The following is a 15,371-nucleotide window of genomic DNA, read 5'->3' as shown; positions in this document are numbered from 1 at the left end:
GGTATCAGATAGGGTCAGTCGCGAGCGACACGGAAGCCTGCGAAATCCTGGCTCACCGGCATCAGCTCGATACGGTTGATGTTGAGATGCGGCGGGAGCTGCGCGATCCACAGGATGGTGTTCGCGATATCCTCGCCTGTCATCGGGTCGGAGCCGCGATAGAGATTGTCCGAGGCTTCCTGGCTGCCGGTGCGAACCAGCGTGAACTCGGTCTCGACCATGCCCGGCTCGATGCTCGTCACGCGTACGCCGGTGCCATGAAGGTCGGCGCGCAGGGCGAGCGTGAAGTGATTGGCGAATGCCTTGCTGCCCGCATAGACATTGCCGCCCGGATAGACATAGCTGCCCGCGACCGAACCGATCGCGATGATCGCGCCCTTGCGCTCGATCAGCCCCGGCAGCAGCTTGCGCGTCAGCTTCACCATGGCCGTCACATTGGTGTCGATCATGGTCTGCCAGTCGTCGAGATTGGCTTCCTGCGCCGGCGAGAGACCTTGCGCGAGCCCCGCATTGTTCACCAGCAGGTCGATCCCGGCGAAATCACCGGGCAAGTTTGCGATGGCGGCATCCATCGCCTCCTCGTCACGCACGTCGAAGATGGCGGGATGGACCTTATCCGCGCCAAGTTCTTCAACCAGCGCGTCGAGCCGTTCCTTGCGCCGCCCGGTTGCAACACAGCGCCAGCCATTGGCGACGAGCGCGCGAACGGTCGCTTCGCCGATGCCAGCGGTGGCTCCGGTGACGAATGCCGTCTTGCTCATCCTCTCAACTCCGCGCCTTGTTTTGCGGCGGCAGCCACCACCGCATCGGAAATCGCCTTGAGATCGGCGTCCTTGTAGCTCGCCTCACCCGGCTGGAGCGTGACCTCGACGGCGACCGATTTCTTGCCTTCGGGCACGCCCTTTCCGGCGAAGACGTCGAAGATGCGCGCATCGACTATGTTCTTCTTGTCGGCACCGCGGACTGACCTGAGGAGGTCACCTGCCGCCAGATCGCTCGGAACGAGGAAGGCGAAATCGCGCGTCACCGCCTGCAAGGCCGGGGGCGAATAGGGCGCGCGCGCGAACGAGCCGCCGCCTTTCTTCTCCGGAATGGCATCAAGGTGAATACCGACGACTGCGACAGGAACATCGATATCGAACGCCTTGAGCATGTTCGGGTGAACCATGCCGAAGCTGGCGAGCACGTTCTTGGGGCCGAGCCGCAAGGTGGCGGACTGGCCGGGGTGATAGGCTGCACCCGCCACTCCATCCTCGACCGGCATCACCATCAGTTTTTCGACCGGCGCGCCCGCCTCTGCCAGCAGCGTCTCCGCTGCAGCCTTGGCGTCATAGGCATCGAAGCTCGTCGCCTTGCCACTCGCCCAGCCACGCTGGGTCTTGTCGCCCGCCATGACGGCGATCAGCGTCGGATATTCGCCATCCGCGAGATAACGCCGCCCGATTTCGAACAGCCGGACCGAACTCGCCCCGCGATCGAGATTGCGCTGCACCGCAGCGAGCATACCGGGCAGGAGCGAAGGCCGCATGACCTTCATGTCCTCGCTGATCGGATTGTCGAGCGTCCAGTTGCCGCCACCGACAAGCGCGGCCTGTTCTTCGGAAATGAAGGACCAGGTGACCGCTTCGTTGAAGCCGCTTGCCGCAGCCGCACGGCGCAGCTTGCGCTCCAGCATCTGCTGCGGCGTCGCGGTCGGTTTAGCGACGCCTTCTGCGCGCGGCAGAGCCACGCTCTCAACCGCGTCGAGGCCGTGGATGCGCACGACTTCCTCGACCAGATCGGCTGGCCCCTCAATATCGTGGCGGCGCAGCGGACAGGTCACCTGCCAATCATCCGAGACATCGAAATCGAGGCTTTCGAGGATGCGGCGCTGCTCGGCCTCGTCGACCGAAACACCGCCGAGGCGCTGCGTCAGCGCCGGATCGAAGGAGACGACCTTGGGTTCGCTCGGTGCAGAGCCGGCGCGGGTCATTTCGCTCGCTGTGCCACCCGCCAGTTCGACGATCAAGCCGGTCAGCAGATCGAGCCCGTCATCGAGGAAGGCCGGATCGACACCGCGCTCGAACCGCGTGCGCGCATCGGAGGCAAGGCCAAGCTTGCGGCCCGTCACCCCGATCTGCGCGGGATTGAAATAGGCGATTTCGAGCAGGACGTCCCTCGTTTCCTCGGTCACGCCCGAATGCTCGCCACCCATGATGCCCGCGATATCATGCACGCCCGCATCATCGGCGATTACGGTCATGCTGTCGTCGAGCGTGTAGGTTTTCTCGTTCAGCGCGAGGATCTGTTCGCCGTCCTTGGCGCGCCGCGCCACCACCGCACCATTGAGCTTGGCGAGGTCATAGGCGTGCGCCGGACGGCCATAGGCCAGCATCATGTAGTTGGTGAGATCGACCAGTAGCGAGATCGGGCGCTGGCCGGCGCTGATCAGCCGCTGCTGCAGCCAATCGGGCGAAGCGCCATTGGTAACGCCTGTCACCACGCGCCCATGAAAGGCTGGGCAGCCGTCGGGATCGTCGGTGCGGATTTCGACCGGGCACGCGTCCTTCGCGTCGAAAGCGGGCATGGCGATCGGCTTCAGCGTGCCGAGGCCAGCTGCGGCAAGATCGCGCGCGATGCCGTACACACCCATGCAATCGGGGCGGTTGGGCGTGATTGCGACATCGAACACGGGCGAAGAGCCGTGATAGTCGGCGAAGCTTTCACCGACCGGCGCATCTTCGGGCAGTTCGATAATGCCATCATGCGCGTCGCCCAGTTCGAGCTCGCGCACCGAGCACATCATGCCATTGGATGCGACGCCGCGGATCGCGCTCTTGCGCAGTTCCATGCCGTTGGCGGGCACGACCGCGCCGGGCAGGCCGAGCACGCCCTTCATGCCAGCGCGCGCATTGGGCGCACCGCACACGACCTGCAGCGGTTCGCCTTCGCCGGTATCGACGGAGAGCACCTGCAGCTTGTCGGCATCGGGGTGCTTCTCTGCACTCAGCACCTTGGCGACGCGGAAGCCCGCGAGGCGCTGCGCCGGATCTTCGAGCCCTTCGACTTCGAGCCCGATGCGGTTGAGCGCAGCCGCGATCTCCTCGACCGAAGCCGTGGTTTCGAGATGGTCCTTGAGCCAGGTCAGCGAGAACTTCATGCCTTCGCTCCCACGCCTGCGGAAAGGGTGGGCTGGTCGAACGGGCTGAAGCCGTAATGCTGCAGCCAGCGCACATCGCCGTCGAAGAAAGCGCGCAGATCGCTCATGCCGTATTTGAGCATCGCGAGCCGGTCGACGCCGACGCCAAAGGCAAAGCCCTGCCACTGGTCGGGATCGAGTCCCGCCATTTCGATGACGCGGCGATTGACCATGCCGCTGCCGAGCAGCTCCATCCACTCATGGCCTTCGTCATCACCGGAGCCTCCGACGACGCGGCGGCCGCCTTCGTTGACGTAGCCGACATCGACTTCGACCGAAGGTTCGGTGAAGGGGAAGTACGAAGGGCGCAGGCGCAGCACGATATCATCCCGCTCGAAATAGGCCTTGAGGAAGGTCTCGAGCGTCCACTTGAGGTGGCCCAGGTGAATGTCGCGGTCGATCACCAGGCCTTCGACCTGATGGAACATCGGCGTGTGCGTCGCGTCGCTGTCCGAACGGTACACGCGGCCCGGTGCGATGATGCGGATCGGCGCGCCCTGCTCTTTCATGCTGCGGATCTGCACCGGCGAAGTGTGCGTGCGGAGCAGCATCTGGCGGCCTTCCGCATCGCGATCGGGGAAATAGAAGGTGTCGTGCATCGCGCGCGCCGGATGGTTTTCATCCATGTTGAGCGCGGTGAAATTGTGCCAGTCGTCCTCGATCTCCGGACCGGTGGCGACAGCGAAACCGAGATCGGCGAAGATTTCGGCGAGTTCGTCCATCACCTGGCTGACGGGGTGGACTGTACCGCGCGGCGCTTCGGGTGCAGGCAAAGTCAGGTCGAGCTTTTCGCTCGCCAGCTGTGCTTCGAGTGCCGCGCTCTCAAGCGCCGCCTTCCGGGCCTCGATCGCATCGGCGATTTCGGCGCGCACGGCCTGGATCGCGGGGGCGGCCTGCTGGCGCTCCTCCGGGCTCATCTGGCCGAGCGTCTTCAAGGCAAGGCTCACCCAGCCCTTCTTGCCGAGCGCGGCCACGCGCTGGCTATCGAGCGTTTCCAGCGTTTCGGCAGCCGCAATGGCGGCCAGCGCTTCGGTCTTTTGTTGTGTCAGGTCGGTCATGGAATCTGTTTTGTTGTGTGAGCGCGCTCCGCTAGCGCCAAATGCGCGCCAAGGCAAAGCCGCTGTGGCTCCTGCCGTAGGTCCGGCGCGCTGCGGGCCGTACTGCGGCAGCGACTGAAGCTTCAGCCAGGCTTGTCGAGCGTCTGTGCAGCCGAGCCCCACATGCGCGCCCGCGCTTCCACGAAGGATGCCAGGATCGGGTGCGGCAGCGCGGCATACTCGGTCGGTGTCATACCCATGAACTGGCGAAACTCGCGCGTAAAATGGGCCTGGTCATGATAATGCTCGTCCATCGCCGCAGTCCAGTTCGCGCCGGGATCGAGCATGAAAGTGGCGAGGCTGCGCATGAATCGCTGGCGGCGCAGCAGAAGTTTGGGCGAAAATCCGAAGTAGCGGCAGCAGAGCCGCTCCAGACTGCGCACGCTCAGTTCGCTGCGTTCCGCAAAATCGGCGACGGTCGTCACGGCGGGTTCGATCATGGCTTTGTGCACGCGACGAATTCTCTCTTCGTCTCGCGATGGCTGCATCAAGCTGCGCATTGCCTCCACGATGGCATCGAACTGCGCTTGCCTGTCGAGCCGGTCGTCGCAGAGGGGCTGAATGAGAGGGGCAAACTTGCTGAAGGCCGCATCCTTCTCGCCATCGCAAACGACGTTGCAAAGGTCTTCGGCATCGCGGGCGATGAACCGGGCCCAGCCCAGAGGAAGAAAGCCGATACCCCACATCTCCGCCGAACCGAGTTCGAAATGGGCGGGCAGGGTACTCGGGCCGGTGGCGGTAAAGCGCGCGCCTTCGACTTCGCTATCGCCGATCCGTGCTTTCGGTCTGGAGCCCGCAAAAAAGCGGATGTTGCCCCATTCCGGCTGGAGGTGATCGCTCACCGTGCCGCTGTCCGCCACCTCGAGAGAAAGGTGGTAGAATGTCGTGAAACACCCGTCGAACTCCGGAGGTGGGGCGTGGAAATTGCTGCGCACCCGAAACCTGCCGTGCTCGTCAGTCATCGCCAAGTTTCCGAATCGCTTTCATCAGGGCGATCACTGGCAAACCTGGCGTCTTTTTACAAATGCGCCCTAGGGACAAAATGTCAGCCCGAATTAGTCTGGCAGGTCGAGCGCCTGCGCTGGCGAGCCCCAAAGCTTGGCCCGCTCGACCATGAAGACGTCCTGGATCGGATGGGGCATCGCGGCGAACTGCTGCGGCGTCATGTCCATGAACTCCCGAAATTCGCGGGTGAACTGGGCCTGATCGTAATAGTCGCTGTCCATTGCCGCGGTCCACAAGACCGGACGCTGCAAGACGAAAGTGGAGAGCGTTCTCACGAAGCGCTGACGACGTAGCAGTGCCTTGGGCGTAAAGCCGAAGTAGCGCTTGCCGAGCCGCTCTAGATGGCGTCTGCCCAAACCCGCTTCGTCGGCAAGATGTCCGGCATTGGCCGATTGTTCCGCCAGCAGCGCGCGATGGATCTGGCGTATCTGTTCGAGGTGGCGCACCGGCTTGAGCCTCTCGCGAAAGAACTGGAAGATCGCCTCGCTCTCGCAATCGTCATCCGGTTCGCAGGACAGCACGTGATCGGCAAGCCCCGCGATCGAGGCATGCGCCGGGCTCTCTTCCGCATCGCAGATGGTGTTGGCGACATGGTCTGCATGAAGATCCGTCAGCCGCGCCAGACCTTCGGGAAAAAGGCCCACGCCCCACATCCGCGTGGTTCCAAGACTGAACATCGTGCCATGGGTAGTTGGTCCGGTCGCCACCAGCCGTGCATCGCCGGAAACCTCGCCATCGGGCAAGGAAGCGATGGGATATGTGCCGCGGAAGATCCGGATATTGGTCCATTCGGGAAGCAGCACATCCTCGATCCTGCCGTCTTCCTCGACAACGAGATCGGCGCGATAGACAACCGAGAAACATCCCGCGAGATCGTCGGGCGGCTTGAAAAAGCGCACCTTGAGGTCGCACGGCGGGTTCACTCGGCCCGCCCGCATGTATGCAGGCTGCTGCAGCCAAGCCCCTGATAATGTGTGCGCATCGTATGAAGCGACCCTGTTTTTCCCCGCCGCCATTGTCGGGTTTGTGACAGCCCCGAGTCAAGCGCGCATACAAAAGGGCGGCCCCGCAGGACCGCCCTTCGCATTTCGCAATGTCGGCAAATCAGGCGGGCAGGGCCTTCTTGGCCTGCTCGATGATCGCCTTGAATGCCGCTTCCTCGTTCATGGCGAGGTCCGCCATGACCTTACGGTCGAGTTCGATACCGGCCAGCTTGGTGCCGTGCATGAACTGCGAGTAAGTCAGACCTTCGGCGCGAACCGCAGCATTGATGCGCTGGATCCAGAGAGCGCGGAAGTTGCGCTTCTTGATCTTGCGGTCACGGTAAGCGTACTGGCCAGCCTTCTCGACGGCCTGGCGCGCGATGCGAATGGTGTTCTTGCGACGACCGCGATAGCCCTTGGCCTGTTCGAGCAGCCGCTTGTGCTTCTGGCGCGTGGTAACGCCGCGTTTGATGCGAGGCATAGTATATTCTCCTTAGACCAGCGCGCTCAGTCGAGCCCGTAAGGGGCCCATTTCTTGACCGTCTTGGTGTCGGCTTCCGACAGGACGGTGGTGCCGCGGTTCTGGCGAATATACTTCGCATTGTGGCTGATCAGGCGGTGACGCTTGCCAGCGACGCCGTGCTTGACTTTGCCAGTTGCGGTGATCTTGAAGCGTTTCTTCACACCGCTCTTGGTCTTAAGCTTGGGCATTTTCATCTCCTAATGCAGAGACACGCTCAACCAGCCCTGGCAGCCCTGACGGCCAGACCGGCGAATGAATCACGTGTCAGTGAAGGGCGCGCAAATAGCGATTCACGGACGGAATGCAAGGGATTTCCCCGTCAGAAGTGCGTTACGTAGCCGCCGTCGACCACTAGCGTGTGCCCAGTGACGTATGAGCCGTCTTCCGAAGCGAGGAAGGCGACTGCACCCGCGATCTCATGCGGCTCGGCCCAGCGCCCGAGCGAGGTGCGGCGCGCGAGATGCTCCGAGACCTCGCCGTCCTTCTCGAACCAGTCCTTGTTCGCTTCGGTCAGGACGAAGCCGGGCGCAACAGCATTGACCGTGATCCCGTCCGGCCCCAATTCAGCCGCGAGCGAGCGGGTCACGCCATCGAGCGCCGCCTTGCTCGCGGTGTAGGCAGCATCGCCGCGCGCAATCTCGCTGGCGATCGAGGTAATATTGACGATCCGGCCATAGCCGCGCTCTCGCATCAGAGGAGCCGCGCGGCGGGCGAGGTCGAAGGGCGCAACGAGGTTCACCTCCATCAGCCGAGCCATGTCTGCCCGCTCGATAGAATCGAACGTGCGGCGGTCGCGCGCGCCTGCATTGTTGACGAGGATGTCGAGCCCGGTGGTCGAACGGATCATGGCGAAAGCCTCGATACAGGCTTCCTCGTCGCAGATGTCGAAGGCGATGGTCCGGTCGTCGCCCTCGATCTCGGCTGCGGCGCGGCGCAACGCCTCGGCATCGCGCCCGTTAAGCCAGACGGTCGCGCCTTCATCGGCCAGCCGCCGCGCGATCTCGAAACCCATGCCACGCGCCGCCCCGGTGACGAGCGCGACGCGGCCTTCCAGTCTTGCACCCCAGGTCATGTCAGTCTTCGTAGATCATCTTTACCGTCATGCCACCATCCACATTGAGGTGTTGCCCCGTCACGAAACCTGCCTCGTGCAGATATTCGACCGCTCCTGCGATGTCCTGCGGCCTGCCGATGCGTCCTGCCGGATGTTGTTCCAGGTCCTTAGGGCGATGGCTCGGATCACGGCGCTCGCCGCCCTTCTGCCACGGGCCGGTCTCGATCCAGCCCGGCCGCACCGCATTGACCCTGATCTTCGGCCCCAGACTGACCGCCATTGCGTGGGTCAGCGCATCCACCCCGCCCTTGGCCGCGGCATAGGCGAAGCATTCGGGCTCGCTCATCACCGCGCGGGTGGAGGAAATATTGGTGATGCTGGCGCCGTCTTCTGCGCGTTTCAGCAAAGGCGCAGCCGCGCGGCTGCAAAGGAAGGCGGCGGTCAGACTGGCGTCGATCCAGCTCTGCCAATCGTCAAGCGCGAGATCTTCGAGCGGGCCGCAATAGGGATCAGCGATGCCTGCATTGTTGACGAGGCAGTCGAGCGCACCGCCATCGAGCCATTCCTCGATCCGGACAAAACTGCGCGTCACCTCGCCTTCCTTGCCGACATCGCAGGTCAGCAAGAGCGCGCTGTCACGAGGGAGCGCGCCACGCAGTTCGGCCAGCGCCTCGGCATCCTTGTCGAGTCCGATAACGCGCCAGCCGGCCCCGTGAAAATGCATCGCGATGGCGCGGCCAATGCCCGCCCCGGCTCCGGTAACACAGATGGTTTTCATGCGCCCTCAACGAGCGGAGCGGGCGTCAGTGCCCGAGCGGGCGGTCAATGGTCGTGGTCATGGCTGTCGACCCCGCCTATCGCCTCGAGCACCTCTTCGAGCCGCGCCGGTTCACCCAGAGCGATGACGCGGCCGCCTTCCTTCTCTGCGGTTTTCGCGTCCAATGGATTGCCCTGCCAGTCGCTCATCATCCCGCCAGCCCCTTCGACCACCGGCACCAGTGCCGCATAGTCATGCAGCTTGAGCCCGCTCTCGATCACGATGTCGAGATGGCCCGAGGCGAGCAGCGCGTAATTGTAGCAATCGCCGCCGTACACGGGATAGGGCCGCTTGGGATAAGCCTTGGCCACGAGGCGCAGATAGGCATCGACGTCCTCCTCGGCGAAGGCATGCGGGCTGGTCGTCGCGACCGATGCCCCTTCAAGCGCACGGCACCGGCGCGTCTGGACGGGCTTGCCGTTGAAGGTGGTGCCTTCGCCGATCACGCCGATCCAGCGCTCCCCAAGGATCGCCTGGTCGATCACCCCCATGACGGGCCAGCCGTCCTGCATCAGCGCAATCAGCGTGCCGAAGATGGGGCGGCCCGCGACGAAACTCTGCGTGCCGTCGATCGGATCGAGCACCCATTGGCGGCCAGCACCCTCGTTGCGCGTGCCGTACTCCTCGCCGATTATGCCGTCGCCGGGGCAGACCTCTTCCAGAATCGCCCGCATCGCAGCCTCGGCCGCGCGATCGGCCTCGGTCACCGCAGTGTGATCTTCCTTCTGTTCTGCGGTCCAATCGCCGCGGAACAGCGGTCGGATCGCCTCGCGCGCAGAGTCGGCGAGCCGGTTCGCTGTATTTATGTCGGATCTGTCCATTACAGCCTATGCTATATTGAGTAGTGTCTTTGGGGCGGCGCGTTCGAACAGCTTCGGCCGCCAAACAGGGAAGACATAGCCAAGTGGCCAGGGAAAACAATCAGCGGGTCGCCAGCCCCGGCTTGAGCACTGCGCTCGGGCTGACCGGCGCCGGTGGATTGCCTTCGCACAACCTCGCCCCTGCCGAAGACCTCTCCCCGTGGATCGCAAGGATCTTCGCCACCGACGTCACGGCGGACCCCGACAGTCTGATCGAATGCGGGCTCGTGTCCGATACGCCTGTGCTGCGTGTGCTGTTCAGGGGCGACTGGAAGGCGGAAACCCGTGACGGAGTGGGCCGCTACAAGAACGCGGCATTGTTTTTCGGCCCGCAAACCAAACGCATGAAGATCAGCGTCAAAGGCGGGTTCGCTACCCTCGGCGTCGCGCTCAAACCCGGCGCCGTTGCAGCGTTGCATGGTCCCAGGGTTGAGGAGACGCTCGACCGGATTATCCTCTACGACCACATCTACGGTGACAAGACCTGGGGCACGAGCGAGCAATTGATCGAATGGTTCGATCCGGCAGGCCCGCCCGAACGCTGGCTCAAGGTTGCAGAGGCGCTCCTGCGCCAGCTGATCGAATTATCGGGCGGTATGAAGCCCGATCCCATCGTCGAGGCTTTCGACAAGGCGGCTTTCGCCGATCCCAACCTCAATCTCGGCGATTTTGCCCGCGAGCACGGTATCGAACGGCGGCGGCTTCAGCGGATAATCAAGAAGGCTTTCGGACAGCCCGCGAAGCAGGTCCTGCGCCGTGCGCGGGCGCTCGATATGGCGGCCGAACTGCGCGGGGTTTCCGACAATGCCGAGGCGGAGGACCTGGCTCTCAGATATTACGACCAGTCGCATCTCATCCGCGACTTTACTGCTTTTTTCGGCATGACGCCGAGACAGTTCGCGCGCACGCCGCAGCCGCTGATGACGCTGACGCTGGAAGCGCGTCAGGCGCGTCGCCTCGAAGTTCTGGGCCGACTGCTGCCGGGCGATGAACTTCCCTGGAGGAAATAGAATCCGCTCTGTTCCGCACTGGACCACCGTGGCAAACGCGTGCAATAAGTGCCCCGGACCGCTTGCGGACGAAAACAATACCTTGTGAAGGGGACAGCATCCGCCATGCCCGATAGAGGCGATCCAGATAAGATGCGCGAGATTCTTGCGCCGATCTGGAGCGCGGATGGCGATGGTCCGCAGCTCGCCGAGAATCGTGCGCCGGCCGAGGACATTTCGCCCTGGGTCGCCACCATGGTTTCGATCAGGGCTCCCGCCGATCCGGGCGAAATGGTTTCCGACGGGCTCTGCAACGACCTCACTTATGTTCGTTTCGTCTTCAACGGTTTGTGGACCGCGGAGTATCCGGAAGGCAAGGAAACCTACCAGAACGAAGCGCTCGTCTTCGGCCAGCATTCCAAGTTCATGCCGCTCACCTGCGAGGGCGACATCATGTCTGCCGGAATCGGCTTGCGTGCAGGGGCCTGGCACGAAATGACAAAGAGGTCGTCTGCCGAGATCACCGACCGCATCGTGCGCGACGATCTGTTCGGCCTGATGGACGAGGAGTTCCGCAGCGAACTCAATGCGGACACCACACCGGTACGCTGGAACCTTGCGCTGGAGGAGGCGGTGCGCCGCTTTGTCGCGCGCGTCCAGCCCGACCCGCCCGATCCGATTTCAACCGCTTTCCAGCGGGCATCCTTCGAAGATCCCATGCAATCGCTCCACGATTTTGCTGAAAGCCAGAACATCAGCCTGAGAAAGCTGGAGCGGGTGGTGAAGCGCGACTTCGGCGTCACTCCGCGTGCGGTCATGCGGCGCGCGCGAGCTATGGACGTTGCGGCCTTGCTGTGCGGCGTGTCCGACCAGCATGAGGAAGACGAACTGATGCTGCGCTATTTCGACCAGTCGCACCTCATCCGCGACTTTACCGCCTATTTCGGGGTCACGCCGCGCCGCTTCCGCGACCGGCCACGCCCACTATTGAAGGTCACGCTGGAGCAGCGCCAGGCCCGCCGCATGCAGGAACTGGGCGAAGGCTGAAAGCGCTCTGCCGAGCGCCTCGCGCAAAACAGTCTTAGTCGAAGAGCGAGCTGACCGAGCTTTCATCCGCGATGCGTCGCACGGCCTCGCCAACAAGTGGGGCGATGGTGAGGATACGGATACGCTCGGAGGCTTCGGCCGCTTCGGTCGGACGGATCGAATCGGTGATGACCAGCTCCTTGAGCTTCGAACCATCCACACGAGCCACCGCGCCGCCCGAAAGAACACCGTGGGTGATGTAGGCCGCGACCGAAGCTGCGCCCTGGTCGAGCAAGGCCTCTGCCGCGTTGCACAGCGTGCCGCCTGAATCGACGATATCGTCGATCAGGATGCAGTGCCGGCCCTGTACGTCACCGATGATGTTCATCACTTCGCTCTCACCCGGGCGATCGCGCCGCTTGTCGACGATGGCGAGCGGGGCGTTGTCGAGCCGTTTGGCCAGCGCACGGGCGCGGACCACGCCGCCGACGTCGGGCGAAACGACCATCAGGTCCTGATCGCCGTACCGTGCCTGGATATCCGCCGCCATCACCGGTGCGGCATAGAGGTTGTCGGTGGGGATATCGAAGAAGCCCTGGATCTGCCCGGCGTGGAGATCCACCGCCAGCACGCGATCGGCGCCCGCTTCGGTAATCAGGTTCGCGACCAGCTTGGCCGAAATCGGAGTGCGCGGACCGGGCTTGCGGTCCTGACGCGCGTAACCGAAGTAGGGGACGACCGCCGTGATCCGCGCAGCCGAAGCGCGCTTGAGCGCATCGATGCAGATCAGCAATTCCATCAGATTATCGTTGGCCGGGAAGCTGGTCGGCTGGACGAGGAAGACATCTTCGCCGCGAACGTTCTCGTTGATCTCTACGAATATCTCTTCATCGGCGAACCGGCGCACGCTGGCATCGGTCAAAGGCATTTCGAGATAACCGGCGATCGCGCGTGCGAGCGGCAGGTTAGAGTTGGCCGACATGATCTTCATCTTGCGCGAATCCCCGAGTGCAGACGTTGAAACCCGCCTAGCCGAGACACGTGGAAACGCAACAGTGGGGCAGGCAGGTTGTCGTCAGATTGAAACAGCAATCTGGCCCTATCGCGCAACTGCAAGAGGTTGCCGGAGGACGGACGGCAGCTACGGGGCGCAATCCGCCGCGTTGCACATTCTGCAACGCCCCTTTCTCTCTCTGCGATGGCGAGGATGAGCGGACAGGCCGATAGAGGGCTGGTCAGACGGATTTTGCCCGTCAGGCACCTCTCCCAAACTCACGCTGGAGGCGTTACGACGCCTCCAGCATTTTTGTCGGCAGGGTGATCTCGCACTCCTTGCGAGTCTCTTCGACGATCCACGTCCTGAACCGTTCGACTGCATGCACGCTGCCAGAAGCGAGCTTCGTGGCGATGGCATAACTGAAGGATGTGTTCACATATTCCCCGAACGGACGCACCAGTCCGGCAGAATCGCCATAGAACTTGACCATGTCCTCCAGAACCAGCGCGAGGCCCAGGCCGCTACGGGCGGCAGCGATCAACAGCGGGCCGTCGTCGAAATAGTCGATGTTGAGTTGGGTATCCTGAGAAAGACCGAGGTCGCTTAGCCAATTCTCCAGGATATGCGGAAGATGCCGATGGACGAGCAGCGGCGTTTCCCGCAGCGCCTTCTTCAGACCGTCACGGCGGTCGACTATCCCGTCTTGCGCCACCAGGAAGGCGCCCTGTGGCCGCAACACTTCGAACTCGACCGGTTCCTCGCCCTCTTCGGCAAAGAAGATGATCATGTCGAGGCTCTCGCCAAGCTTTTCGAGCGGCGATCCCGATGTATCGAGCCTGAGATCTATGTCCGGGTTGCGTTTGCGGAAATCGTCCAGCCGCGGGATCAGCCAGGCAGTCGCGAACGAGGTCGGGACGCCGACCGTCAGGGCCTTCTTGTTCAAACCTCCGGAAGGATCGAAGGCAGCGGTCATGTCGTCGAACGGCTTCTCGATCCGCGCGAGAAGGCGCCTGCCCTCCTCGTTGAGGCGATATTCGTTGCCCCGCCGGATGAAGAGTGGGCGGCCGGTATGCTGTTCGAGCTTCTGAACGCGACGACTAAGCGCAGAGACCGACAGGTTGAGCTCGCTGGACGCGCGCCTCAACGAACCTGCGCGAGCGGCAGCGACAAAAGCTTCGAGGGAGCCGGTGGGGGGTAACCTACGGATACGAAATTCCTCGTGTATTCCTCATTATGCACGACAATGTTGCAGCGCACAATGCAACGCCAATTTTTCTGCGACAATGCCTGAGAGTCATTTATCGCTTAAGACTCAACGCCTTACTTGTGTTTCCGAGTTTGCAACTCGGCCTTTCCCTCTTTGCGATGGCAAATAGGTTTCAAATTGCCACACTGCACTGCAGCACAAATGGAGGCTTTCATGCAGAAATCAATGATCCTTATCGCCGCTACTTTCGCCGCAGCAACCACGCCGGCCCTCGCGACCACCGGCACCGTGGTCGAGTTCGCTTTCAAGCAGAGCGAATTGTCCACCCCCGCCAAGCGCGACCTGCTGCTCGATCGCATCGAAGAGACATCGCTGAATTATTGCGACACCGGATCGCCCCTCGCGACCAATGCTGCAATCAAGCGTTGCGCAGCCGACCTGAAGGAGCAGTTCATCACGGCAATCGACCATGACGAGTTGACCCTTCTCGCAGAATCGGAAGCCCGCGCTCCGTTCCGCACCGCAAGCCGCTAAACCAATTCTCCTTTTCGATCGGCTCCGGCGTCACCTGGCGTCGGGGTCGATTGCGTATGTGGCATAGGGTGGAAACGGGGCCCGAAATTCAGACCCGGTGCTCTCCCTTGATCCAGCGCACGGTGCCGCTGCTCGCGCGCATCACCACGCTGTCGGTCGTCATCACCCGCGCGCCGCCCGCTCCGCGCTTTGTCTTCACACCGTCGAGCAGCGAGCCCGAGGTCACACCGGTCGCTGCAAAGATGCAGTCACCCTTGGCGAGCTCCTCCAGCTTGTAGATGCGGTCGAAATCCTCGTCCGGAATACCCCATTTGCGCGCCCGCGCCTTCTCGTCCTCGTTGCGGAAGACCAGCCGTCCATTGAATTGCCCGCCAACGCAGCGCAGCGCCGCGGCCGCTAGAACACCCTCTGGCGCGCCGCCTTGTCCCATGTACATGTCGATCGTGGTGTCCTCGTCGGTCACCGCGATCACGCCGGCGACATCGCCATCGCCGATCAGCACGACGCCGCATCCGATCCCGCGCAATTCGGCGATGAGATCGGCATGCCGCGGACGGTCAAGCACGCAGACGATAATGTCGGAAGGCTGGACGCCCTTCGCCTTGGCGACCGCCTCCACGTTTTCGGTCGGGGTCTTGGCGAGGTCGATGATGCCCTCGGGATAGCCCGGACCGACCGCCAGCTTGTCCATATAGGTATCGGGCGCGTTCAAGAGGCAGCCCTCTTCCGCAGCAGCCAGCACGGCAAGCGCGTTGGGGCCGGCCTTGGCCGTGATCGTCGTCCCTTCCAGCGGGTCGAGCGCAATGTCGATTTTCGGGCCCTTGCCGATCGCTCCGCCGACCTTCTCGCCGATGAAGAGCATGGGCGCTTCGTCGCGCTCGCCCTCGCCGATCACCACGGTGCCGTCCATATAGAGCTCGTCGAATGCATGGCGCATCGCCTCTACAGCCGCCGCGTCTGCCGCCTTCTCGTCCCCGCGGCCTACCAGCTTTGAGGCGGCAACCGCCGCCGCTTCGGTCACGCGGACCATTTCGAGTACGAGCACCCGATCGAGCACATTGCTCGACTTGGGTTTCTTGTCGGGGTTGATGGCGTTCATCG

Annotated in this window: 16 protein-coding genes; 3 read left to right on the top strand and 13 right to left on the bottom strand. The window is 63.0% G+C overall.

Annotated elements, in window-relative coordinates:
* Positions 1-14 precede the first annotated feature (14 nt).
* From CCE89_RS07220 to CCE89_RS07175, 10 genes are all read right to left on the bottom strand, one after another.
* The gene (locus CCE89_RS07220; RefSeq protein ID WP_086437371.1) at positions 15-761 is read right to left on the bottom strand and encodes an SDR family NAD(P)-dependent oxidoreductase; all 747 of its coding nucleotides are present in this window, start codon (positions 759-761) and stop codon (positions 15-17) included.
* Positions 758-3,139 (bottom strand): phenylalanine--tRNA ligase subunit beta, encoded by a 2,382-nt coding sequence (gene pheT / locus CCE89_RS07215; RefSeq protein ID WP_086437370.1) that lies wholly within the window; start codon positions 3,137-3,139, stop codon positions 758-760. Before pheT ends, CCE89_RS07220 begins: the two co-directional genes overlap by 4 nt.
* Positions 3,136-4,236: a phenylalanine--tRNA ligase subunit alpha gene (pheS, locus tag CCE89_RS07210; protein WP_086437369.1), complete on the bottom strand. Its 1,101-nt coding sequence runs from the start codon at positions 4,234-4,236 to the stop codon at positions 3,136-3,138. Before pheS ends, pheT begins: the two co-directional genes overlap by 4 nt.
* A gap of 122 nt (positions 4,237-4,358) precedes the next feature.
* Positions 4,359-5,237: a helix-turn-helix domain-containing protein gene (locus tag CCE89_RS07205; RefSeq protein WP_086437368.1), complete on the bottom strand. Its 879-nt coding sequence runs from the start codon at positions 5,235-5,237 to the stop codon at positions 4,359-4,361.
* A gap of 93 nt (positions 5,238-5,330) precedes the next feature.
* A complete protein-coding gene (locus tag CCE89_RS07200) occupies positions 5,331-6,203 on the bottom strand; it encodes an AraC family transcriptional regulator (protein WP_159456612.1) in 873 nt (290 codons plus the stop codon).
* A 181-nt stretch (positions 6,204-6,384) separates the two neighbouring features.
* Entirely contained in the window at positions 6,385-6,744 is a 360-nt protein-coding gene (rplT, locus tag CCE89_RS07195) for a 50S ribosomal protein L20 (RefSeq protein WP_086437366.1), read from the bottom strand.
* Between the two features lie 26 nt (positions 6,745-6,770).
* The gene (rpmI, locus tag CCE89_RS07190) at positions 6,771-6,974 is read right to left on the bottom strand and encodes a 50S ribosomal protein L35 (RefSeq protein WP_086438021.1); all 204 of its coding nucleotides are present in this window, start codon (positions 6,972-6,974) and stop codon (positions 6,771-6,773) included.
* A 131-nt stretch (positions 6,975-7,105) separates the two neighbouring features.
* Entirely contained in the window at positions 7,106-7,858 is a 753-nt protein-coding gene (locus tag CCE89_RS07185) for an SDR family oxidoreductase (RefSeq protein ID WP_086437365.1), read from the bottom strand.
* A gap of 1 nt (position 7,859) precedes the next feature.
* Entirely contained in the window at positions 7,860-8,618 is a 759-nt protein-coding gene (locus CCE89_RS07180; protein ID WP_086437364.1) for an SDR family NAD(P)-dependent oxidoreductase, read from the bottom strand.
* 44 nt (positions 8,619-8,662) lie between these two features.
* Positions 8,663-9,478, bottom strand: a complete 816-nt coding sequence (locus tag CCE89_RS07175) for an inositol monophosphatase family protein (RefSeq protein ID WP_086437363.1) — start codon at positions 9,476-9,478, stop codon at positions 8,663-8,665.
* 122 nt (positions 9,479-9,600) lie between these two features.
* Here CCE89_RS07175 and CCE89_RS07170 point away from each other — a divergent pair, with 122 nt between their 5' ends.
* Together CCE89_RS07170 and CCE89_RS07165 are read left to right on the top strand one after the other, a co-directional pair.
* A complete protein-coding gene (locus CCE89_RS07170) occupies positions 9,601-10,527 on the top strand; it encodes a helix-turn-helix domain-containing protein (protein WP_234989991.1) in 927 nt (308 codons plus the stop codon).
* 132 nt (positions 10,528-10,659) lie between these two features.
* Positions 10,660-11,553 carry a helix-turn-helix domain-containing protein gene (locus CCE89_RS07165; RefSeq protein ID WP_159456611.1) on the top strand — a complete coding sequence of 298 codons (894 nt, stop codon included), beginning with the start codon at positions 10,660-10,662 and terminating at the stop codon, positions 11,551-11,553.
* A gap of 34 nt (positions 11,554-11,587) precedes the next feature.
* Here CCE89_RS07165 and CCE89_RS07160 read toward each other — a convergent pair whose 3' ends face one another.
* Both CCE89_RS07160 and CCE89_RS07155 read right to left on the bottom strand, forming a co-directional pair.
* Complete coding sequence (locus tag CCE89_RS07160; RefSeq protein ID WP_086437361.1) at positions 11,588-12,523, bottom strand: ribose-phosphate pyrophosphokinase; 936 nt, start codon at positions 12,521-12,523, stop codon at positions 11,588-11,590.
* Positions 12,524-12,818: 295 nt separating this feature from the next.
* The gene (locus tag CCE89_RS07155; RefSeq protein ID WP_268762239.1) at positions 12,819-13,736 is read right to left on the bottom strand and encodes a LysR substrate-binding domain-containing protein; all 918 of its coding nucleotides are present in this window, start codon (positions 13,734-13,736) and stop codon (positions 12,819-12,821) included.
* Positions 13,737-13,949: 213 nt separating this feature from the next.
* On the opposite strand from CCE89_RS07155, the gene CCE89_RS07150 reads away from it, so the two are divergent.
* A complete protein-coding gene (locus CCE89_RS07150; protein ID WP_159456610.1) occupies positions 13,950-14,270 on the top strand; it encodes a UrcA family protein in 321 nt (106 codons plus the stop codon).
* An 88-nt stretch (positions 14,271-14,358) separates the two neighbouring features.
* Here the strand turns inward: CCE89_RS07150 and glpX are convergent, their stop codons facing one another.
* Positions 14,359-15,369 (bottom strand): class II fructose-bisphosphatase, encoded by a 1,011-nt coding sequence (glpX, locus tag CCE89_RS07145; RefSeq protein ID WP_086437358.1) that lies wholly within the window; start codon positions 15,367-15,369, stop codon positions 14,359-14,361.
* Positions 15,370-15,371: the final 2 nt, after the last annotated feature.

The sequence above is a fragment of the Altererythrobacter xiamenensis genome, assembly GCF_900177715.1.
GTDB classification, from domain to species: Bacteria; Pseudomonadota; Alphaproteobacteria; order Sphingomonadales; family Sphingomonadaceae; genus Erythrobacter; species Erythrobacter xiamenensis.
This window is presented reverse-complemented; position numbering and strand designations above follow the sequence as displayed.